Source organism: Alloalcanivorax xenomutans, assembly GCF_032810065.1.
Classification (GTDB): domain Bacteria; phylum Pseudomonadota; class Gammaproteobacteria; order Pseudomonadales; family Alcanivoracaceae; genus Alloalcanivorax; species Alloalcanivorax xenomutans.
The window spans coordinates 297060-318033 of record NZ_CP136538.1 but is presented as its reverse complement, the minus strand read 5'-3'; the positions used below and the strand labels follow the sequence as shown (position 1 = coordinate 318033).

At 56.1% G+C, this 20974-nt stretch carries 20 protein-coding genes; all 20 read right to left on the bottom strand.

The window, feature by feature from the left end; all coding sequences use genetic code 11:
* Positions 1 to 22: 22 nt before the first annotated feature.
* Entirely contained in the window at positions 23 to 409 is a 387-nt protein-coding gene (locus tag RYH70_RS01530) for a tautomerase family protein (RefSeq protein WP_163127006.1), read from the bottom strand.
* Between the two features lie 260 nt (positions 410 to 669).
* Positions 670 to 1737, bottom strand: a complete 1068-nt coding sequence (locus RYH70_RS01525; protein WP_317009677.1) for a 2,3-butanediol dehydrogenase — start codon at positions 1735 to 1737, stop codon at positions 670 to 672.
* A gap of 256 nt (positions 1738 to 1993) precedes the next feature.
* Positions 1994 to 2785 carry a fatty acid desaturase family protein gene (locus tag RYH70_RS01520; RefSeq protein WP_317009676.1) on the bottom strand — a complete coding sequence of 264 codons (792 nt, stop codon included), beginning with the start codon at positions 2783 to 2785 and terminating at the stop codon, positions 1994 to 1996.
* Positions 2786 to 3417: 632 nt separating this feature from the next.
* Positions 3418 to 3897: a GNAT family N-acetyltransferase gene (locus RYH70_RS01515; protein WP_317009675.1), complete on the bottom strand. Its 480-nt coding sequence runs from the start codon at positions 3895 to 3897 to the stop codon at positions 3418 to 3420.
* Between the two features lie 182 nt (positions 3898 to 4079).
* Positions 4080 to 4481 carry a DUF1294 domain-containing protein gene (locus tag RYH70_RS01510; RefSeq protein ID WP_317009674.1) on the bottom strand — a complete coding sequence of 134 codons (402 nt, stop codon included), beginning with the start codon at positions 4479 to 4481 and terminating at the stop codon, positions 4080 to 4082.
* A gap of 287 nt (positions 4482 to 4768) precedes the next feature.
* On the bottom strand, positions 4769 to 5239 hold the full coding sequence (locus RYH70_RS01505; protein WP_317009673.1) for a hypothetical protein: 471 nt from the start codon (positions 5237 to 5239) through the stop codon (positions 4769 to 4771).
* 228 nt (positions 5240 to 5467) lie between these two features.
* On the bottom strand, positions 5468 to 6070 hold the full coding sequence (locus RYH70_RS01500; RefSeq protein WP_317009672.1) for a hypothetical protein: 603 nt from the start codon (positions 6068 to 6070) through the stop codon (positions 5468 to 5470).
* A gap of 93 nt (positions 6071 to 6163) precedes the next feature.
* Positions 6164 to 6466: a 4-fold beta flower protein gene (locus RYH70_RS20895; RefSeq protein ID WP_394356114.1), complete on the bottom strand. Its 303-nt coding sequence runs from the start codon at positions 6464 to 6466 to the stop codon at positions 6164 to 6166.
* 20 nt (positions 6467 to 6486) lie between these two features.
* Positions 6487 to 6615: a YHYH domain-containing protein gene (locus tag RYH70_RS01495; RefSeq protein WP_145953529.1), complete on the bottom strand. Its 129-nt coding sequence runs from the start codon at positions 6613 to 6615 to the stop codon at positions 6487 to 6489.
* A gap of 946 nt (positions 6616 to 7561) precedes the next feature.
* Positions 7562 to 7876, bottom strand: coding sequence for a hypothetical protein (locus tag RYH70_RS01490; protein WP_317009671.1), 315 nt, complete (start codon positions 7874 to 7876; stop codon positions 7562 to 7564).
* A gap of 87 nt (positions 7877 to 7963) precedes the next feature.
* A complete protein-coding gene (locus RYH70_RS01485; protein ID WP_317009670.1) occupies positions 7964 to 8263 on the bottom strand; it encodes a hypothetical protein in 300 nt (99 codons plus the stop codon).
* A 667-nt stretch (positions 8264 to 8930) separates the two neighbouring features.
* The gene (locus RYH70_RS01480) at positions 8931 to 9434 is read right to left on the bottom strand and encodes a hypothetical protein (RefSeq protein ID WP_317009669.1); all 504 of its coding nucleotides are present in this window, start codon (positions 9432 to 9434) and stop codon (positions 8931 to 8933) included.
* Positions 9435 to 9775: 341 nt separating this feature from the next.
* The gene (gene yidD, locus RYH70_RS01475; protein WP_082823882.1) at positions 9776 to 9979 is read right to left on the bottom strand and encodes a membrane protein insertion efficiency factor YidD; all 204 of its coding nucleotides are present in this window, start codon (positions 9977 to 9979) and stop codon (positions 9776 to 9778) included.
* A 363-nt stretch (positions 9980 to 10342) separates the two neighbouring features.
* The gene (locus RYH70_RS01470; protein WP_317009668.1) at positions 10343 to 10792 is read right to left on the bottom strand and encodes a hypothetical protein; all 450 of its coding nucleotides are present in this window, start codon (positions 10790 to 10792) and stop codon (positions 10343 to 10345) included.
* A gap of 508 nt (positions 10793 to 11300) precedes the next feature.
* Positions 11301 to 12770 carry an aminomethyl-transferring glycine dehydrogenase subunit GcvPB gene (gene gcvPB, locus RYH70_RS01465; protein ID WP_317009667.1) on the bottom strand — a complete coding sequence of 490 codons (1470 nt, stop codon included), beginning with the start codon at positions 12768 to 12770 and terminating at the stop codon, positions 11301 to 11303.
* Positions 12771 to 12783: 13 nt separating this feature from the next.
* On the bottom strand, positions 12784 to 14160 hold the full coding sequence (gene gcvPA / locus RYH70_RS01460) for an aminomethyl-transferring glycine dehydrogenase subunit GcvPA (protein WP_317009666.1): 1377 nt from the start codon (positions 14158 to 14160) through the stop codon (positions 12784 to 12786).
* Positions 14161 to 14316: 156 nt separating this feature from the next.
* Positions 14317 to 14703 carry a glycine cleavage system protein GcvH gene (gene gcvH, locus RYH70_RS01455; protein ID WP_022997026.1) on the bottom strand — a complete coding sequence of 129 codons (387 nt, stop codon included), beginning with the start codon at positions 14701 to 14703 and terminating at the stop codon, positions 14317 to 14319.
* A 26-nt stretch (positions 14704 to 14729) separates the two neighbouring features.
* Entirely contained in the window at positions 14730 to 15827 is a 1098-nt protein-coding gene (gene gcvT / locus RYH70_RS01450) for a glycine cleavage system aminomethyltransferase GcvT (protein ID WP_317009665.1), read from the bottom strand.
* Between the two features lie 241 nt (positions 15828 to 16068).
* Complete coding sequence (locus tag RYH70_RS01445) at positions 16069 to 19206, bottom strand: Ig-like domain-containing protein (RefSeq protein ID WP_317009664.1); 3138 nt, start codon at positions 19204 to 19206, stop codon at positions 16069 to 16071.
* A 12-nt stretch (positions 19207 to 19218) separates the two neighbouring features.
* Positions 19219 to 20577 (bottom strand): OmpP1/FadL family transporter, encoded by a 1359-nt coding sequence (locus RYH70_RS01440; RefSeq protein ID WP_022997033.1) that lies wholly within the window; start codon positions 20575 to 20577, stop codon positions 19219 to 19221.
* Positions 20578 to 20974: the final 397 nt, after the last annotated feature.

Here is a 20974-nt window from a genome sequence, read left to right as displayed (position 1 = left end):
GGCCAGGCAATACAATTTGGCATTACACATTCACTTTATACTTAAGATCCTTTGCCTCGTCGCCCGTCATACCTCGAAAGCCCCACTGATAGGGTTGTTGTTCCTTGAGAGTGATCTCGACATCCACGGGAGGAAGCCCCAGTTGGCTTTCCAGTTCCCGAAAGATGGCCTTGATGAGTGCCTTCTGGGTCTCCGGCTTGCGGCCCGCCATCATATTGATCTCAATGACGGTGTAGGCATCACTTCGGCCTCCGGGATAATAGAAGTCGTCTCGCTCCAAAGGCACAAACCGATGCGCACGCTTATCCTCCGGCATGCCCAGGACAGATTGCATACAACCGTGAATGACATCCGACAGCTGGCTCTTTATCGGATTAAGCCTTTCCTTTATTCCATAAACCACGATCATAATTATTTCTTCACACTATATAAAAAGGGGCAAGAGGGATCCCTCTTGCCGAATCCGATAGCCTACCGCGTTCCTGCAAGCGGAAACAGCCAGAGTATCCAAGTGCGTCTGGGTCCGGCGAAGGAGTAAAAAAAAGGGAGGGAGGAAGGTGATCTATTGTGCGTGACGGCAGTCAGGGAGACTTGAAGCCCTGGCCTTTCGCCAGGGCACGTCCAGCATTGACAGGGAAAGGCGAGATCTTCCCGGATCGCCACCTATTCTCAGCTGATTCGAGGCTGAACAATGATTTTCACCGCCGATTCATTGTTATGAATCAGGGTATCGAATCCCTTTGAAACCAAATCGTCCAATTGGATGCGCTGGGTAATGAACGGCTCCAGGTCGATCTTGCCCTCCTCTACCAGCCTGATCGTTTCCTGGTGGTCATTGCAGTACGCAATGGTCCCACGCACGTCGAGCTCCTTCATCACCACGCTATGTACATTGACGGTGGCCGGATGACTCCAGATGGACACAATCACCACCACGCCGGCGGAGGTGGTCGAAGCCACCAGGGTATCCAGGACTTTGTTCACACTGGAACATTCAAACGCCACATCCACGCCCCTGCCATCGGTGATCTTCATTACTTCCTCGACCACATCCACTTCGGAGGGATCCAGAATGTGGTCGGCGACACCGGACTCGGCGGCTTTTTGCTTACGTGCGCTGCTCAGCTCCGTGACGATAACGCTCAGCCCCTTGGCTTTCAAAATCGCTGACAGCAGTAAGCCAATAGGGCCCGCCCCACCAACCAGTGCCACATCGCCAGCCTTGGCGCCGCTGCGAGTGAAGGCATGATGGCCCACCGACAGGGGCTCGATCAAGGCAGCCTGGTCCAGCGGAATGTCGTTTGAAATCGGGTGCACCCAACGACGTTTAACCGCGATTTTCTCGGACAGGCCGCCGCCCCGACCACCCAGGCCGATGAAGTTCATGTTCTTGGACAAATGATACTTATCGCCGGGCCCGGTGGGCACCTCATCCGCCACGATGTAAGGCTCCACCACCACATGCTGACCGACTTCGATGTCGCGCACTCCCTCGCCCACGGCATACACCACACCAGAAAACTCATGGCCCATGGTAACGGGGGCTGACTCCTTGGAGATGGGATGCGGATGGCCACAGGGAGGAATAAAGATCGGCCCTTCCATGAACTCATGTAAATCCGTACCGCAAATACCGCACCATGCCACCTCGATACCCACCGTTCCGGGCTCCACCACGGGCTCCGGTATGTCCTCGATACGGATATCGCCACGGTCATAAAAACGTGCTGCCTTCATTATTGTGCTCCTTACGTTTTTGTTAGCGATATCCAGCAAAATACGCACCAACATTGCTGTCGGCCGTCAGGAGCATGAAGTCACGGGATCATCCATGGAGTAAGGGAAGGGACATGCCGTATCAGGCATCACGGTTTTTACAGGTGTAACGTACCAACTGTCACGGCCATTACAGATGTTCCGTGTATTGGAGTTCGCCAGAGTCCGGGGGCGGAAGACAGCTAACACCGGCGTACCCGAAGGTACACACCCATTACTAGAACACTTTCTTGGCCACCAAATCCGGTGCCATGGCATCCAAACGCCTTGCAAGAATATCGAGCTTACAAGTAGGCACCACCGGAAAGAGATGATGTTCAACATGGAAGAACATGTTGTAGGTGAGAAGAGCCTTGAGCCTGCCTCGAATGGTACGTGCCTTTAACCTCTCCGTTTCACAATCGTGATGCACGGTCCACACGGCAAAGAAGGCCGTAAGGCACTGCCCAATCGCCATGGCCAGCACGTGATACTCAAGCCATTTAACCTCAAGCACGCCGAAAACGAGACCCACCCAGGCCGCATTTGCCACCAGTTCCGCGAGTATCCAACCTCGCTGGCGTCGACTGCCTACTTCGATGGCTTTCAGATGCAGGCGCAGCGGAAAGAGTGGACCGATGAGGACGGCCTGCCATCCGGGCAGTCGCGCACTCATCGCCTCAACATCCTCCTCCTCCATACAATAGCGATGGTGGCGAAGATGATTAATCTGAATCGCATGCATGGAGCCGAGCATGAGGATGCTCAGGCCAAACATCACCCACTCCGTCAGGCGACGCGAAATGCCAAGCGCATAATGATAGGCATTGTGAACTTGCCGTAGACCGGTGAGAAAAAACATGAACGAGCAGATAAGCGCGATCAGATACTGATCATACGAGGCTGCCACCCAGGAGCCGACCAGCCACGGAAGGGAAATGCTTAGCTCGTTCAGAATCTCCAGGCGATCAAGGGACAGTAGATCCTTCCACTCGATTGTGCGTAGAAGGTCTATTTCGTCCTTGTGCATTCCTTCTCCTTTTGCGGATAACGCCTGTCACACGTAGCTGAAACAGCACAGCTATTGGGGCTTAGATTTTTTCCAAGCGGACCATTCCCTGCTTTCTCCCCAACTCAATCAACCTTAGCCTTAAAGGGGCAAAACGCAAGGCCTACCCCCCTTGATCACCAGATGACGAGAAAGCTCACTCTCCTCCCTAGAAAGTTCCAGCTCCAAAAAATGCGAAGACTAAAGACACCAACAGAAACAGAAGCGCTATACGCAGATTTCGTCGCGCTCTCAAAAGGGTCACGCTCTTTGTCCGGTCTAGCGCCGAACCATAAACTGCTGTCAGATACATGCCGAAGTTATAGAATAAATTTGGACTTCCCCATCGACGATACGATTCCGGTTCATCTCTGCGCCAATCCCTTAGAAATTTAGCAGCAGTAATAACCGATACTATGACCAAGAAAGCCATCCAAGCGATGATAATTTCGTCCATTTCTTTTCCAGTCCCCAAATCAGGGTCACTTCACTCCTTATACCCCGAAGTGGCCAGTAATGATTTTCAAAAATGGCATATCGAGTTAAAATTCATACCTTTACTTCTCGACATACTCCGCTGAGATGGGCGGAAGACAAGAGCTGTCTCAAAGCTGCTATCTTGTGACTGGGCCAGGCAAAAGCGTTTTCTCCATAAATGCGCTCAGTGGGTCATGGCGGTAGCGGCCAAACGGAGTACGTTTAACATATCCACGATTTCGATAAAGCGATAGAGCCTCTGGCTGGTTTATGCCCACCTCAAGCCTGACTGCTTGGACACCACGCGCAACAAGATATTGCTCGACCTTCTCCATCAAAGCATTTGAAATTCCACGCCGCCGATAGGCCGATGCGACAAAAAGCCGCTTGATTTCTCCATAACGCATCTCTTCATCTTCAAGCAACTTCACCGCACTACAGCCCGCCAGGGCGCCATCGACAAAGCACCCAAACAAGGTAACGTTTGGCTGGCTCAGATCCGTTACGCTCTCCAGATGATTGCTCTCCGCTGGGTATAACGCAGCCATATACCGGTCAGATTGCTCCAGCAATGTCGCAACCTCAGGTAATCCAGGGTCTATAGGCGCGATCTTCACAGACTTCCTCCCAATGGCAAGCATGGGCGCCCACGTCGGCCAGCACGAGAGCTAGAGCCGCAGCGAACCGGCGGGCTCAGGGCTCGGCGGCAAAGCCCGGACTATGTCACCAACCCCACCGGCACGCCTTGGCCGCGCGGCCCGGGGCCCGGGCCGGACCTGACAACGCAACACACCCCTCGCTAAAGGCCGCCCCGGAGGCGTTCCCCCAACCCGGAAAGTAACGGCCAACCCGGCCCGCCATCCGCAAAGAGCAACCACCCCAGCGCCACCAGATTGGCCGCCACCGCCAGGTAGAACACCACCCGGAACGACGTCTTGCGGGTCTTGTGGCGGAACACCCGCTGCGCCAGCAAAGCGCCAGGCCAGCCACCCAGCAGCTCGACCAGATGCAGCCGCGCCTCGGGCGTGCGCCAACCACCACGCACCGAAGCCCGCTTATCCAAGCCATAAAGTGAAAAACTCAGCGCGCTCATCAGCGCGTAGAAACCGACGAACCATCGCCATTCAAGCTCGGGGGCGAGAATCGCCAGCCCGGCGAAAAACGCCACCACGACCAGCAAGGTAGGAAGGAGCCAGTTCACACGGACAAGGGATGATCGCTTCGCCGAAGATGCTTTAGGTTTCATTGTCCATGAACCCAACCTTTCACGTTACGGTAAGCGGGATTCCCCCCCGAGGAGCGCTAACAGGAAGCTTCCACTCCAAGGCCGTAACCGACTGGATTTCCAGAGCATTGCCATCCGGCGGGAAGGAAACCCGCCAAGGTTATCACGCCGTGGGCTTTAAGGGCCGGACCTTGCGTTTTGTTTATCTGGACCTGATTTTCCGAAAAGGCAAAACGAAAGACCTAACCTCGCCTTCCCAGCTCTCACTCGCCTCGATTATCTGGCACGTTAATAATCATCTGTATTGGCTTATCATAACGTATTGATTTAAAAATAGACTCCATTCTTATTCCCAACCAAAAAGAGAGGCTTAGCCCAAACAGCAAATAGAAATACGATACAAGCCAAGCTATCGAAGTTGGCAGATAGTCTCTGCTTAGCAAGATTATCAAGGGCTCGCTGAGCAAAACAATCATTAATGCAGTCATTTTTTTTGTAAGCATTGTCCATAGGTGGATATTATTTGAATCCAAAGGACTTATGACTATTTCTGTTAGAAAATGGTAGCAAGCTCCTCCCCCCAACAACATAAAGGAAAATAATATAAAAGACTCAAACACTTCTCCATACCCAGGATGACTAGAAAGCCCCTTATCTTGGGCTAGGCTAAAAATCCACAAAAACAAACATGAAGATATAGCCCAAGCAACTGCACTTATGACTTTTCGTTTCATACAAACAGCTCCTTTTAAACCATGGTTATCTCTAGTGAGTGAGCCAGAGGGTCAAGTCTTGACTTTTCCCCTAGGAGGAAGCGTCTCACAAAGGCAAACGGCAAGACCTAACCCCGCACCCTGCTATATGCTTTCAGATGTCATCATTTCACTCAAATTTAACGCCGGGCTGACGCGCCGATTTGGAGCCGAAAAGCAGCGAAAAATCGGTCGCTGTGTAGGCGATTGTTAAGAATTTTCGTTCGCTTGGTTGCCGTCAACTTCTGTCTTACGATCTGGGGGAAGGAGGTCCGCTGCTGAGGGGTAAGAGGCACGAGTTACTCTCTCCACTGCACCATCTAGCCTCAAACTCATTAATGCGATCACTGCTCGGAATTGATTTCCAACGCTATGGTCATCCCCAAAATTCTTCTCTAAAATATTTGGAACTGCCCAGTTCTGAGCAAAAGGAGCAACCAGCTCTTTTATTCTATCTCTGTGTGGACCGCTGCTGAGAGATACCCCAGATACTTCATGCGCAAAACTGTTCCGGATTTTTCGGACCAGATGGAGCGCCCTCGCGAACTCTGCATCTATCAACCCGAGTCTGTAACAGATATTGATTCGCGAGCTAAATGTGGCGAGTGGGCTGTCCCCGTCTAAAAGTTCATCCTTTCCAGATGGATTGGGCAATAAATGCCCCTCAAGCATCTGATAGAGAAGAATATCAAGCTGTGATGCGCCAAGAATTACAGCTGCCCGATCGCTTTCATTCTTGAATTCCTCGGTAAACCTCTCGAATTCTTCAACTGTGATGCGGTAATTGATGCTTTTCCCTTTCGGCTTCGCCAAAATTGACTCCTCTTATTAACGCCTCAATAACCGGCGCAGCTATGCTGCGTCCGGCGCCGTATGCGCGAAGTTAATTGACTTGTTAAGTGCTGACTAAGTATTGAAGAACTGAACACCAGATAGAGGGGACCAAGACAAGGATTTCAAGGCTTTAACCCTCTTGACTTCCTTAACACCTTTCACCGGCTTCACATACTTAACACCTTTAACCGGCTTAACCTGTTTAACAGGCTTTACTGGACCGCCCTGAGCATCTTCAGAAAACAGTGCGCAGCCACCTCGTGTATCTCTAAGCCAGCCATCTTCAAACCAGCAGGGGACTTTGGGGTCAGGTCTTGCGTTTTGCTTATCCAGACTTGATGTGCCGAGAAGGCAAAACGCAAGGCCTGCCCCCACATTTCCTCCACATTTCGCCTTTAATGGCAGTGATAGTCGCCCGTCTTGTGATTCTTATGACAGCCCTGGGAGTTAGTGCCGCCAGAGTGAGCGAGCACAGCACCAGAGACAAGAGTGAGCAACAGCAACGTGATGACCTTCTTCTTCATTTTTCTACTCCTACCGATTAGTGTTCGTGATGGGAATACCCGTAGCGTTAGCAATACACCGCTTAGCATTTCTTTTTGCTTTCTTTAGTGGATTCATCTCCCCCTCCTTGAGAACCAGAGGCTCTAGGACAACTCTAGTTCTTACATCTGTTCTTATCGCACGTGATCCGTTCCGATGAGTTCACCCAATGCTCCGGTTTTTCTTTAGTGTCGAAGCCACAACCTGTTTTTCCACCTTTCGTGCCTTGGTGGACAATGCCAGTAGGAGTGTGTTTTACGGCCATAGTGAGTCCTTCCTTTCTTATTTGATGTTATTTCCCCAAATGCTGCGTTCCGGGACGCACGTTCAATAAATAAACGTGACATACATCACAAGTCAAGGTTCACCAGAGCCACGTTTCGCTTATGTCGCAGAAGGACAAAAGGGGACAGATTGGGTTTTGGGTGTGAGGTGAGGCTGCGGGGAGGAAAAAGGGCGGGAATGGAGAAAAGAGAGCCCCCCCTGGCATGGGGCTCTCTAGGCTGTTTCACCCTCTCCCTGTCCCTCTCCCCTCAAGGGAGAGGGGACCGAATTGTGCAGCCCGGCAACATAGGTAACAGATCAAACCGGGAACATGGGTTACACAAGTTAGGGTATGGGCAAGGAGGATCCGCCCATGCCGAGGACTTTGGGGTCAGGTCTTGTCTTTTTCTTATCTAGGCTTGGTTTGCCGAGTAGGCAAAACGCAAGACCTGGCCCCGCATCCTGTTCACTTTGATTGGATCACGAAGCGCGCGGCTTTCCCTTTTTGACGTACCGCCAAAGTCAAAGCTCTAGCCCCATGAAATTAAAATCGTGATCGCCTTCACAGTCAATTTTGTGCCCTTCTGTCGCGCAGGCACAAAAAAGGCGCCAAGTAAGACCCCTTAAAATAGTAAGAACTAACTAACCCTTAAAACCGCACCATCACTCACTCCAAACCAAATCCAACTCCTTCGCTGCCTTCACCTCATCCAGCCGGCGCACGGGCTGGGTGAACGGCGCTTCGGTGACGGTCTCGGGGTTGGTGTTGGCTTCTTCCAGGATCTTGGCCATGGCGTCGATGAAATAGTCTATGGCTTCCTTGGTTTCGGTTTCGGTGGGCTCGATCAGGAAGCACTCAGGCGCCAGCAGCGGGAAGTAGATGGTGGGGACATGCTGGTTGTAGTCGAGCAGTCGCTTGGCGATGTTGAGTGCGATGACGTTCCGCCCCTGTTTGGGTTCACTAGGAGCGGACGGCACCAACCTTATAACCAACTCACCCAGCTCACCCAATTAGCGTCTTATACGTGCGGAGCCCTTTTTCTTGCATCACACGATCTAAAAGTCTCATTTGTTATTATTATCATCATTATTATTTAGTTCAGAAGCCGCTTCAGCTGCCGACTTCGCATCATCCATTTTACCAATAATATTGGATACAGAAGGCGCTCTCGGCTCATCATAAGCTTCTAGATGTTTCCCATGATCCATGGGTATTCGGTTAGCCTCTAATAGATGCCGGGATTTAAGAAGCTTAACTGCCTTCGGACTTCTCAGAGCACAACTTTTAGCTGCACCGACGAGCAGCACCGTAGCGATTATCACAACCAGAATATCAGTCTTTCCTTTCGGCTTCTGGTGACTCATTTCTCCTCTTTTACATACACGGCAAGATATGTCGTTGTACCTTGCCCGATACCTAAGCATCCTGGCTGAGATACCTGGAAGACCGAATGAAAGTTATATCCTTCGGAAGCCCTTTGCCGAAGCCGCTGGTATAGAGCAGATATGGATTTCTTAGAAAACTCAGCACCTATCGGCTCTACTTTATATTCCAATTTCCCATCTCCTTTTCGACGAAAGAGAAGTCAATGCCACCTGCGCCCTTTCTGCATCTGCGCAACCTCATCGCCGTGAGCATCATCGCCTTACAAGGTCTGTATTGACGAAACGTTTCAGCTTTGGGGTCAGGTCTTGCGTTTTGCTTATTTAGAGCTGGTTTCCCGAGAAGGCAAAACGCAAGACCTGACCCCGAACCTCTACGAACCTCTACGAACCTCTACGTTGTTAGCGCCTTTTTTTGTCTGGTCGCTGTGTCAGTGCTGAACCAGAAGACGTCTTTGCAGATTTACTTGCTCCAGGGCTCCGCAATGCCTTTGATGCAGCGGTACCAGCCTTGGAGCCAGTTACTCGCCTGGGAGCTCCAGTTTGGCTGAGTGCTGATCCCGCCGCAGATCTTGCGGCCTTGCTTGAGCTCTTACTGCGAAGCACCTTTGATGCAGCAGAAGCAGCCTTTTTACCAGTAACTTCTTTCTTAGCCATTTTTAATCACCTCTGCTTTATCTCTGAGAGCCTTGCCAACTTCCACCGGGGAGACATCATGCAAAACAATAAAAGCGACGATTGCAAGTATGAATGCAAACAGAAACGTGCTAAAAAAGCCACCGGCAACATTAACACCAAACTGGGGCCAAAACTTTTTAACCCCTCTTATTTCATTTAATAGCACTCCATCTCGAAACTCCATTTCATAATCATCCATGTAAGTTAAAATCGCATTCTCACCATAGTTACGAAGCCTTGCCTCTGCCGTATCTTTTGCTCTTAGCAAAACACCAGCAGGAAGTTTTTGATACCATTGCCTGATCTCCTCATCGGGCGGCACACCACCGTTATGTTCTGCCTGATGCCTAATCCACTCAATTTTTTGCTCTTCTACTACAGCGAATGCGACTAAGCCCAGCAACCATTCCTCATCCTCCGGGACATCTTCTACTAACTCTTTGTAGATACCTTCTGAGCCTGAAAATTTTCCCATCACTTATCCCCAATGAAGAGAATTGTCAGTTAATCAAACTATTTTTTCCTTCTATCTCTTTGGTTTATATACTACCCCACAATTTAGATAATCACCCTGCTTTTCCAGATAGATCATGCATTATCGGATACCCACCCTCTTCCTATCACAAGGCTTTCTCGAAGAACGCCATTAAGCCCTTACTCACATGCCCTCGATTCATACCGGAAATTAAACACAGGCATCGAGCAGCCTTTAGGTCAGATCTTGCCTTTTACATGATCTCACTTCAGCCTCTTCTCAATCCGCCTCAGTTCTGGACAGATAGGAAACAAGACTTAGCCCCATTCCCAAGTTACCCTTTATGGCCAGTCCTCTCCCCCGTATGGAGGCTTACATCTAACTAGCCTGGAAACTGTCAGCTTCCACCCCTTGAAAAAACCATACTTCTTTAAAACAAGAATTGCGTACTCAGAACATGTAGGCGTAAACCGACAGCTCCCCCTCAACCTCTTTGAGGCTAATCTTTGGTAAAGCCGAACCAAGAGGATAGAAATAGTGACCACCTTACGGGCCCAGTCGACGGAAAGTGATTACATGGTATGTTGTTCCTTCCGATCTTTGCCCGAACAGACCCGCTAAACAACCTGGCTGAACCTCAACACCAATGGAGTCCACCCGATAGAACTCCCACCCTTCTGTGGCTTCAGTATTAACAACGTGTTGTAGGTATGCGGCCGCCTCATTACCTTTGTGAGATTTGGCCTGAACGGAAATATTTGGTGGAATCTGGATCATCTTGTATTCGTGTGTCACTTATCCAACCCTCTTATCGATCTGAAATCATGCCCCAAAAATAACAATTGCTTTCTCTGGTCTTTGAAAATCCGAACTATAAAAATTCACAAACCAATCAATTTATCGACCCCTCATTTATCATCGACCTTCGTAATGATGTAGTGAACCTCATAACCACGCCCTGTTGGCCAGTCATCTCTTTTTACTTCATGGTGAATACCATCAATAATCTCTTCGGCCGGTTCACCCAACGATATCGCCTTCGAAATCAATTCCGGAATTTCCTTGCCCGTTGCCTTGATAGCCAAAGATTCTGCCTCAGAAACTAACACTTCGGTTGCCGAAGCCGAACGACTTGGTTGATTGTAGTTAAGAACAAGCTTCAGGGTTTCGGCAACGCTACGTTTTCCAACACTGTAGTAAGCTAGATTATTGGGCAAGCCCGTAGACGCTTTGCCTATGTCTTTGTACGGAGAGGAGCAGTGATATTCATCTCCATATCCCTTCTTGTAACCACGGGTGCTTAGTGATGGCTTCAAATACGAGCACGCCTCGTCGGGAGACCAGCCTTTGATATCCACCTGAGAGCTCTTGGGCTGTCCAGCCCCAGACATGTTCTCTGCTGGATGCTGGTTACTAACTTGGTCACACGCCGCAAGAACCAAGACGGCAGATACGGACACAGCAAACAGGATAAGCCGTGATCCAGTCAGAGTGGATTCTCTCCCCATGTCGAAATCCCTTCTTTGATGTTATTTCCCCAAGTGCGCCTTTTCGGGACGCACGTTCAATAAATAAACGTGACGCACATCACAAGTCAAGGTTCGTTGGGGCCGTGTTGTGTCTGTGTCGCGGGAGGACAAAAAGGGACAGATTGGGATTTGGGAGGGGTGAAGCCGTGCAGGCAGGGAGCGAGTGCAACAGATGGAGGAAAAGAATTCGCGGGCAGGCCCGCTCCCACAGGGAAAAAAGGGTTGGAATGGAGAAAAGAGAGCCCCCTGGTAAGAGGCTCTCTAGGCTGTTTCACCCTCTCCCTGTCCCTGTCCCCTCAAGGGAGAGGGGACCGAGTAGACGGGGGTTGGAGCAAAGTTACTCGCTCCAGGCCAGGTCGAGTTCCCGGGCGGCTTTGACGTCGTCTAGGCGGCGCACCGGTTGCGTGAACGGCGCTTCCTTGACCATGTCCGGGTCGGTCTTGGCTTCGTGGAGGATCGCTTCCATGGCGGCGATGAAATCGTCCATGGCTTCCTTGCTTTCGGTTTCGGTGGGCTCGATGAGCAGGCACTCCGGCACCAGCAGGGGGAAGTAGGTGGTGGGGGCGTGCTGGTTGTAGTCGAGCAGGCGCTTGGCCACGTCCATGGCGGTGACGTTGAGTTCTTTGGCTTCCTTGGCCAGGGTAAGGATGAACTCGTGGCTGGCGCGGCGTTCCGGGTAGGCGGCGGTGTAGCCGACCTGCTGGAGGCGCTTGAGCAGGTAGTTGGCGGCGAGGGTGGAGTATTCGCCAACACGGATCATTCCTTCGCGGCCGAGCACCATGGCGTAGAAGTAGGCGCGCAGGAGGACGCCGGCGTTGCCCATGAAGGCGCTCAGGTGGCCGATGCTGGTGGGCAGGGTGTCGGTGTCGATCCAGTTGTACTCGCCAGAGTCTTCGTCCAGGCCCGCCATGGGGGTGGGCAGGTACGGCAGCAGGCGTTGGGAGACGCCCACCGGGCCGGCGCCGGGGCCACCGCCGCCGTGGGGGGTGGCGAAGGTTTTGTGCAGGTTCATGTGGATGACGTCGAAGCCCATGTCGCCGGGGCGCACCTTGCCGAGGATGGCGTTGAGGTTGGCGCCGTCGTAGTAGAGCAGGCCGCCGGCGTCGTGGACGGTTTTGGCGATGGCTTCGATTTGCCGTTCGAACACGCCGCAGGTGGACGGGTTGGTCATCATCAGGCCGGCGGTTTGCGGGCCGCAGGCTTCTTTCAGGGCTTCCAGGTCGACGTCGCCGTCCTTGCCGACAGGCACTTCGCGGACCTTATAGCCGCACATGACGGCGGTGGCCGGGTTGGTGCCGTGGGCGGCTTCCGGGATCAGGATCTCGGTGCGGCCGTCGTCGTTACGGGCGTCGTGGTAGGCGCGGATCATGGCGACGCCGGCGAATTCACCCTGGGCGCCGGCCATGGGGGCGAGGGAGACGCCTTTCATGCCGGTGACTTCCTTGAGGAAGTTCTGCAGGTCGTACAGGCAGGCCAGGTAGCCCTGGCTGTGGCTGGCCGGGGCCAGCGGGTGGCGGGCCAGGAAGCCGGGCAGCATGGCGGCGCGGTTGGCGCCGCGCGGGTTGTACTTCATGGTGCAGGAGCCCAGCGGGTAGAACTGCTTGTCGATGGCGAAGTTCTTGCTGGAGAGGTTGGTGTAGTGGCGCACCACGTCCAGTTCGCTGACTTCCGGCAGGCCGGGTTTCTGTTTGCGGCGCAGGTTGGCGGGAATCGCCGAGAGCTGGTCCTCACTCACCGGCTTGGGGGCTTGGGCGTTGGCGCCGCGACCGGGCCGGGAATGTTGGAAGATCAATTTGGTTTCGTTCATGTCATGTCTCCCTTCAGGCCAGCACGTCTTTGAGGGCGGCGGCGAACAGGTCCAGGTCGCCTTCGGTGTGGATCTCGGTGGCGTTCACCAGAATCGCGTTCTGCATACCGTAGTCCTTGGCCAGGCTGAGGCCTCCGAGGATGTCCTTCTCCGCCAGTTTCGCGAGCACGGTGTCCGCGTCCTGGGGCAGGAACAGCACCACTTCGTGGAAGGTGGGCGCGGTGAAGGCACGTTCCACGCCGTCGATGGCGGTGAGTTTGTCCGCCAGTTTCTGGGTGTTGGCGTGGCAGTGGCCGGCGACGCTGGCCAGGCCGTCCGGGCCGATCAGGGACATATAGATGGTGGCGGCGGTCATCGCCAGGCCCTGGTTGGTGCAGATGTTACTGGTGGCCTTGGAGCGGCGGATGTGCTGCTCACGGGCTTGCAGAGTGAGGGTGAAACCCTGCTTGCCTTCCAGGTCCACGGTGCGGCCGATGATACGGCCGGGCATTTGCCGCACGTGCTTCTGTTTGCAGGCCATGAAGCCGAAGTACGGGCCGCCGGAGCTGAGCGGGATGCCCAGAGGTTGGCCTTCGCCGACGACGATGTCGGCGCCCTGCTCTTTTTCTTGCGCGCCCCCGCCCCACTCGCCCGGCGGCGTGAGCAGCGCCAGGGAGGTCGGGTTGACCACGGCGATCACCAGCATGCCGTTGGCGTGGGCCCAGTCGGTGAGGACGTCCACGTCTTCCAGGCTGCCGAAGTAGTTGGGCTGGCTGATCACCAGGGCGGCGTAGTCCTGGCCTTCGTATTTGCTCAGGCTGTCCACCAGGGTCTGGCCGGCCTGACCGCAGAACGGCACGGTGTCCAGGGCCACGTCCTGGTTACGGACGATGGCGTCGCAGGCGCTGCGGTAGCGCGGGTTCAGGGCTTCCGGCACCAGCACCCGGTTGCTCTTGGACTTGCGGTTGGCACGCAGGGCCATGAGCACCGCTTCGGCGAGGCCGGAGGCGCCGTCGTAGACCGAGGCGTTGGCCACGTCCATGCCGGTGAGCCGGGCAATCAGGGTCTGGTATTCGTAGATCACCTGCAGGGTGCCCTGGCTGGCTTCCGCCTGGTACGGGGTGTAGGCGGTGTAGAACTCCCCGCGGGTGGCGATTTCCCATACCGCCGCCGGAATGTGGTGCTGGTAGGCACCGCCGCCGAGGAAGCTCAGGGCGTAGCGGTCCTGTTCGGCGCGCTCGGCCATCAGCCGGGTCACTTCCATCTCGCCGCGGCCTTCGGGCAGGGCGTCGAGGCTGCTGCCGGCTTTCAGGTGGGCGGGAATCTCGTCGAACAGGTCCTCGATGCGTTCGGCGCCGATGGCGTCGAGCATGGCGGAGACATCGTCCGGGGTATGGGGGATGTAGGGCATGGTTGGCGTTACCGGGTGGGTTGGGTGGTAATCGGAGACGTTACGGCGGTTGGCTGAGGGGCCGGACGCCTGACGCTGGACGCCAGACGCTTAGGACGGCGGGTGTTGCGTCCGGCGTCAGGCGTCCAGCGTCAGGCGACGCGGCCCAGGCCGCGTCTATTCGCTGTCCAGCTGTTCCTGGTATTGGTCGGCGGTGAGCATTTCCTTGAGCTCTCCGCTGTCGGCCATTTTGATCTTGAACAGCCAGCCGTTTCCGTAAGGCTCGTTGTTCACCAGCTCCGGCTCGTCTTCCAGGGCGTCGTTGACGGCCACGATTTCACCGGATACCGGGGCGTAGATGTCGGAGGCGGCTTTCACCGATTCCACCACGCCGGCTTCTTCGCCGGTGGCCAGTACCTGGCCCACTTCCGGCAGTTCCACGTAGACCAGGTCGCCCATGGCGTCCTGGGCGTGGTCGGTGATGCCCACCACGGCCACGTCGTCTTCCACGCGTACCCATTCGTGGCTGGTGCGATAGCGCAACTCGGCAGGAATCTCGCTCATTGATGTTCCCCTATTTCACAGATCGGTCAGTCGATCGATTTATAAACCGTTTTGCCGTTGCGCACGAACGGCGGCCGTACCACCTGCGCGGGCAGGTGCTTGTTGCGGATTTCCACCCGCACCAAGCCTTTGGTGCCGGCGGGCACCCGGGCCAGGGCAATGGATTTGCCCAGGGTCGGCGAGAAAGTACCGCTGGTGATTTCACCCTCGAACTCCGCTCCTTCGCCGTCCCCAGTGATGACTTTCTGGTGGGCGCGCAGCACGCCCTTGCCTTCCAGCACCAGACCCACCAGCCGGTGGTGGCCTTTTTCCTTCTGGCGCTCCAGCGCGTCCCGGCCGATGAAATCACGGCCTTCGTTGAACTTCACGGTCCAGCCCATGGCGGCTTCCAGCGGCGAAACCGTGCCGTCCATGTCGTTACCGTAGAGGTTCATGCCTGCTTCCAGACGCAGGGTGTCCCGGGCGCCGAGGCCGGCCGGGCGCACGCCGGCGTCCGCCAATTGCTTCCACAGCGCCACCGCGTGGTGGCCGGGCAGGATGATCTCCACGCCGTCTTCGCCGGTATAACCGGTGCGGGCGATGGTCCAGTCGCCGCAATCGGCGAAGGCGAACACGCCCAGATTCTCCACCGCGTCGCGGCGTTCACCGTCCAGCAGGGCGGCTAGTTTGGCCCGGGCCTGGGGGCCCTGCACGGCGATCATGGCCAGTTCCGGACGCTCGCGGATATCCACGGCGAAGCCGCCGGCCTGCTGCTCCATCCATTCCAGGTCGGTGTCGCGGGTGGCGCAATTTACCACCAGCCGGTAATCCTTGTCGCCCTTGTAGACGATCAAATCATCGATCACGCCACCGCCTTCGTTGAGCATGCCGGAGTACAGGGCGCGGCCGGTCTCGATGCTGTCGACGTCGTTGGCGAGCAGGCGGCGCAGGTAATCACGGGCGCCGGTGCCGGAGACGTCCACCACGGTCATGTGGGAGACGTCGAACATGCCGGCGTCCTGGCGCACGGCGTGGTGCTCCTCGATCTGGGAGCCGTAGTGGATGGGCATGTCCCAGCCGCCGAAATCCACCATTTTGCCGCCAGCGGCGACGTGTTCGTCATAAAGCGGTGTGCGATGACCCATGTTGAAGCCACTCAGTAAGGGAAAGTGAAGGATAACGAACCTGGCCGGGAACGCCTAGGACGGCAGCGCCCGGGGGCGGTTGTTTTTTGAGCTATCGAGCGCTTTGCGAAGGCTGGGAGTAACGGCCATTCGCGGGCAAGCCCGCTCCCACAGCGGCTTCGAACAGAAGGGAGGCGGTCATAAAAAGGCCGGCCCCGAGGGGCCGGCGGAGGGTGCACAGAGGTGATGCACAAAGGAAGGGTTATTGCTTGATGGGCTCGCTGAGGTAGTTGAGGAAAGTGTCGCCGGCGGGGATGCCCACATAAATGGAAGCAGGCAAGTTCAGGGGCAACCCTCCCAGCTCAACGCCAAGAGCAAGCTTATTCTGGCTGATCTGCTCGATTTGCAGGCGGCCATCATCCAGGAAGGTAACGTCACCGGCTAGTTGCAAGCCATCCAGCAGATAACTATGCAGATTGTGCGTCAAGGTGAAGGTCCCGAGCAGAGGGATGCTGACGGTTGGCGACAATTTCGGCGCGTCCAGATACAGGTCCAGATTGGTCAGGAAACGAGGGTTATTCTCCCCTTTCACAATCCAGCCTCGTACCCGCCCCATATCCGGCTCCGAGCAGGGGTTGTCCGTACTGGTCGCATCACAGGTGTAGCGGATACGCATGAATTGCGGCCCAGTGGCGGCCGGCGGCGCATCGCCCAATACCGGCTCGGAATATACCGTAGCGCTCGACACGACCAGCTGAGTCGGCATGATATAGACCAGCACCCCGCCATTATCCAAGGCTTCCTGCGGTGTGCTGCCATCATCCATGGCCTTAACTTCATCGGCGGTTCTGAAACCTACCACCTCCACATCCAAATTGCCGCTGATGTAGCTGAACTTGTCGTCCGGACAACTCTCCCCGACGGCACAGCCCACTTCAGCATCGGTCACCGCCCCGGAGCCGGCGGAACCATCACCGTCTTTGTTGGACTCCGGGTCGCGCACGATTCGCGCGCTGTTCCGTTTCGCCTCCTCATCCTGGGACGGCGGCACTTCACCACTGTCCCAAACAAAGTTCGCGTTCACATCCGAGGTGGGTAGGTTACGCAGCGGCTGCAGGGTCGCGGTGGTGTTGGGCGCGCCACGGAAGAAAATTTCCAGGTTGGGGCCGCCGTCGGTGGCCGCCGGGGCGTCATCCGGGTTTTGCGCCAACATTTGCGTTTGCAGTGGCAGGCCACGGACGTCACAGATTCCGTTCGTCGCGCAACTGGCGGCGTCCACGCTGCCTTCCTGGGAGGGCAGCGTATACCGGTACAGCACGCCCTCTTCCCAAGGCTGGTCGGGTTCGAAAACGATCTTGCGACCCATATAGGTCAGCTTGCCCTCGACAACCTCCAAGGTGCTGCCGGCATCATCCACGCTTTCCACAATGAAATGGTCGCGAACGGACTGTTCATCCATTTCCTGGGAAAAAGTCACCGCGACAGGTCGGTTGGCCGGCAAGGCCATGATCGGCAGGTGGTCGTCATCGTCCTTGCCACCGGCACAACGGCCGGCATCGTTGGCGGCCAGATTGCGATCAGTGGTCACGCAGGGGAAACCCGGGTAGGCGGTCAACACCACCGGGGATTGTTCCGGCACGGGAGGGGTCTCCGGATCGCCATCATCCAGCACATATTCCGGCAGCCGGAAATCCAGGGTTTGCGGTTGCGCCGGGTTGCCGGCCACGTCGGTGAGGCGGTCGTCAAACAACACCTGGTAATCGGTGTTGTGCTGCAACGGCGTTTCCGGTCGGATCACGATGGAGGAACCGTCCACCACATAATCGAACTCCACCGGCGTATTCGCACCGAGTAATTGCAAGCTCACGTCCTTCTCAACGGACTGAGGATCCAGCGGATGATCAAATGTCAGGATCACCGGGTCACCGGGGCGGTGTTTGTTGGTGTGGTCACCAGGCACCCAGGAGCTCAGCACCGGCCCATCCATATCCGGTTCCGGTTCGCGCGGAATGGTCTGGTCGGAGTAGGACTCCATATGGAAGCTGAGCACGCCGTAGGCGTTCTCCACGCCCAGCACGCGCGGCTCCACCACGCCGATGGCATCGACCACCAGGCGGTCGCCCTCGACGATGGCGGTGCCCACCAGTTCCACTTGCATCAGGTCCTGGTTGAAGGCGCCGTTGGCGCGGGAGTCGGCGGTATCGAACGCCACGTCCATGGTCAGCACCAGGCGCCGGGGCGCATTGGGGTCCGTGCTGTAAGGGGCGTTCATCAAGTACCCATTGGCGTCCGACAGGATGGTCACGGTGACGTCACCGGAATCGAAACCCGCCGGCACCTGGCCGCCGATCAGCACGTCCAAAGGCTCACCGTGCAGCAGCGAGCCGCGCGGCAGGCGCAGTGGCGTGGTGTCCGGGAAGTTGGGGGCGAACGCCAGCTCGGCGAAGACATCGCCGGAGAGCATGGAGACGGTGGTGTCACCCAGCAAATTTGACTTCACCGGCACGCAGTTGATGCTCTCATTGTTAAGCGGCGACCGGATGGTGCCGTCCGCCAGGCAACCCGCCGCGGGGTCACCCGCCTGGGCCGCTTCCTGCACCATTACCGAACGGGGCTTGGTATCCAGCGGAGTGAAGCTGCGGTTAATGGCGGTCAGTTGTTCACCGAACAGGCTTTGCACGCCGCCGGTGACCTCCAGGGTGACCTCCTCACCGGCTTTCAGGGCGTCCACGGTATTGCCGTCGGCGTCCTCGCTGTCGGTGGGGTCCACGGTCAGGAAGCGTCCATTGGCCAGCACGGTGGCCGGCACCAGTTCGCCGCCCTGGGTCAGGCGCACGGTCTCGCCATACTTCACCGTGGTCGGATCAATGGGCTGGGACAGGGTCAGTTGCACCGAGGAGAAATCCAGGAACGGCAGATCGTCACCATTGGGAATGATGCGTTCCAACTGGAAAGCCGCCGCGCTACTGCGCTCTTCCTTTGCCCCTTCCAATGCCGGCCGGGTGGAGAAAGCCAGTTGGCCGCCGGGCAGCAGTTCCTTATCACCGTCCTCGCCGATCCCGTTCAGGGTCAGGGTGTATTCACTGTTCACCGCCAACGGCGCGGCCGGCGTCAGCACCACGCTCTTGTTGCCATTGACCTGTTCCAGGGTCAGTTGGACGGCGCCATCCGGGCCCCGCAGGGAGAACTGATCCGCGCTCAGTTGCGGCACGGCTTCGGAAAACGCCAGTACCAGCGGTGCATTCGGGGACACACCGGCCTGAGCGTTATAGGGGTAGCTGTAGTACAGCGTGATCTGTTCCCAGGGACTGAAGTCCACGGACTGACTGCTGCCGCCACCGCCGCCGCAGGCGGCCAGCAACGTGGCGCCACACAGCGCCAACACGATACGCATGCTCATGGGAGGCCTCCGTTAGAACTTCAGGGTTACCGAACCGGCGAAGACGTGAACGTCACCTTCCGCTTCCACCCGCTCGTAGGACTGCGGGTAGCTGGGCGAATTGGTGGCGTACAGGTCGAAGTCCCGCGGCCGCAACTTCTGATACTGGTAGGCCAGGTCGAAGCGCACCGGGAAGGCGAAGAAGTGGGGATCATCGAACTGGGCGGTGAGCCCGAGACCGACGATCAGCTTGTCGGCATCCAGGTAATTCACGTCCAGTGAGGCGTCGGAGTCCAGCGGCGATTTGCTGTAGGCGACCCCGCCGGTGAGGGTGTAGTTCGGCGATACCTTGAACTCGGCGCCGATGCGCGGAATAACAATGTCCTTGAATTCGAGCACGCCAATGCCGTCCTCAACGGCCTGATCCTTGATGGTGTCGCCTTCGAATTCCTCTTCCAGATCGGACCAGCGCTGCAGTTCCACGCCAACGCCGACGCGGAAGCGTTCCTTACCGTAAAGCATGCCCAACGCAAAGATATCCGGCTGGTAGGAGTCCAGGGTGGTCACCGCCAGGGACAGGCCGGGTTCGCCGATGGTGCCGGGAATCACCGTGTTGGCGTCGACGGTGGTCTTGGTGTTGGAGTAGCCGCGATAGGACAACGCGGTTTCCAGGCCGTTGTACCAGCACCCGCCATCGGGGCAGAAGCTCTCACCCCAGTCCATGTTCATGCTGAGAATCGGACGGATCGAGGGTTTGGCGGAAACGTTCAGGGACTCATAGGTGGTCTCACCACCCAGGGTGGTGGTGGCGCGCAGTTCCGCATCGGAATGCAGGGTCAGACGGGCGGAGGCGCCGGCGTCCAGACCACGCCAGATCTGAGTGGCGCCGCCGAGCACCAGGAACAGCGGCTGGCGGCCATATTCGAAGTACTGCCCTTCGTTGGAGGTGGCGGACTCGAACGCCATCATCTCCTCACCGTATTTTTCCACACCCAGCATCACCCCCATGTAGATCGGGTGTTTGAAACGGGTCATGGAACTCAGATCGGTTTTCATCCCCACCAGAACGTGCTGGGACGGGGAATCCTGCAGCACATCCCCGTTGCGGATCGGCGGCGCGGCGCCACCCAGGCTGTTGGCGCGCAGCTCGTGCTCCGCGTGCAGCAAGCCGAAGGTCAATTCACCACGGGGATCCTTGGCGAGATAAGCCGGGTTGTAGTAGACGGCGGAAACCTGGGTATTGAACAGGGAAAGCCCTTGAGCGGAAGCGATGTCGGACGGCAGCACGCCATAGGTCGTTCCGATGTTGCCCATGCTCGCCGTGGCCTGACCACCGAGCACGCCCATGGAAGCCACCAGGGCAGCTCCCTGAAGCACCTTGTTCTTTTTCATGGGTACATCTCCATACAGCCGTTCGGGAAACGGCAAGACGCTTGTTATTCGAGGTAAAGGGATACCTGGAGGGGGTAACAATCTGCCAAGTATCGTCTACAGGATAACGAGCGAAAGAAGCTCTTGGCGACCTTTAGTTTCCATTTGTTAACTCATCCTTGAATTTACTACTTTGGATCCGGTCATATAGGGCCATCTCATTATTTAGGATTAGAAAAAGCGGCAAAATTTCGGAAATTTTCGGGAACAGTGATGCATTTGTTACTCATTATTTTTATATGAAAATTTAAATAATCATCATGTGTTCACCGAATTTTCCGACTATCCCAGCTATACATTTTGCGCACATTCGTTACCGGAAGTTACATGTTGGTTACTGGCAGTACAGGAGGAGGCT

What these genes read in the sequence shown, in the direction of transcription:
- RYH70_RS01530 (WP_163127006.1), bottom strand. Translation starts at nt 409, where the DNA reads ATGATCGTGGTTTATGGAATAAAGGAAAGGCTTAATCCGATAAAGAGC.
- RYH70_RS01525 (WP_317009677.1), bottom strand. Translation starts at nt 1,737, where the DNA reads ATGAAGGCAGCACGTTTTTATGACCGTGGCGATATCCGTATCGAGGAC.
- RYH70_RS01520 (WP_317009676.1), bottom strand. Translation starts at nt 2,785, where the DNA reads ATGCACAAGGACGAAATAGACCTTCTACGCACAATCGAGTGGAAGGAT.
- RYH70_RS01505 (WP_317009673.1), bottom strand. Translation starts at nt 5,239, where the DNA reads ATGAAACGAAAAGTCATAAGTGCAGTTGCTTGGGCTATATCTTCATGT.
- RYH70_RS01495 (WP_145953529.1), bottom strand. Translation starts at nt 6,615, where the DNA reads ATGAAGAAGAAGGTCATCACGTTGCTGTTGCTCACTCTTGTCTCTGGT.
- RYH70_RS01485 (WP_317009670.1), bottom strand. Translation starts at nt 8,263, where the DNA reads ATGAGTCACCAGAAGCCGAAAGGAAAGACTGATATTCTGGTTGTGATA.
- RYH70_RS01480 (WP_317009669.1), bottom strand. Translation starts at nt 9,434, where the DNA reads ATGGGAAAATTTTCAGGCTCAGAAGGTATCTACAAAGAGTTAGTAGAA.
- gcvPB (WP_317009667.1), bottom strand. Translation starts at nt 12,770, where the DNA reads ATGAACGAAACCAAATTGATCTTCCAACATTCCCGGCCCGGTCGCGGC.
- gcvPA (WP_317009666.1), bottom strand. Translation starts at nt 14,160, where the DNA reads ATGCCCTACATCCCCCATACCCCGGACGATGTCTCCGCCATGCTCGAC.
- gcvH (WP_022997026.1), bottom strand. Translation starts at nt 14,703, where the DNA reads ATGAGCGAGATTCCTGCCGAGTTGCGCTATCGCACCAGCCACGAATGG.
- gcvT (WP_317009665.1), bottom strand. Translation starts at nt 15,827, where the DNA reads ATGGGTCATCGCACACCGCTTTATGACGAACACGTCGCCGCTGGCGGC.
- RYH70_RS01445 (WP_317009664.1), bottom strand. Translation starts at nt 19,206, where the DNA reads ATGAGCATGCGTATCGTGTTGGCGCTGTGTGGCGCCACGTTGCTGGCC.
- RYH70_RS01440 (WP_022997033.1), bottom strand. Translation starts at nt 20,577, where the DNA reads ATGAAAAAGAACAAGGTGCTTCAGGGAGCTGCCCTGGTGGCTTCCATG.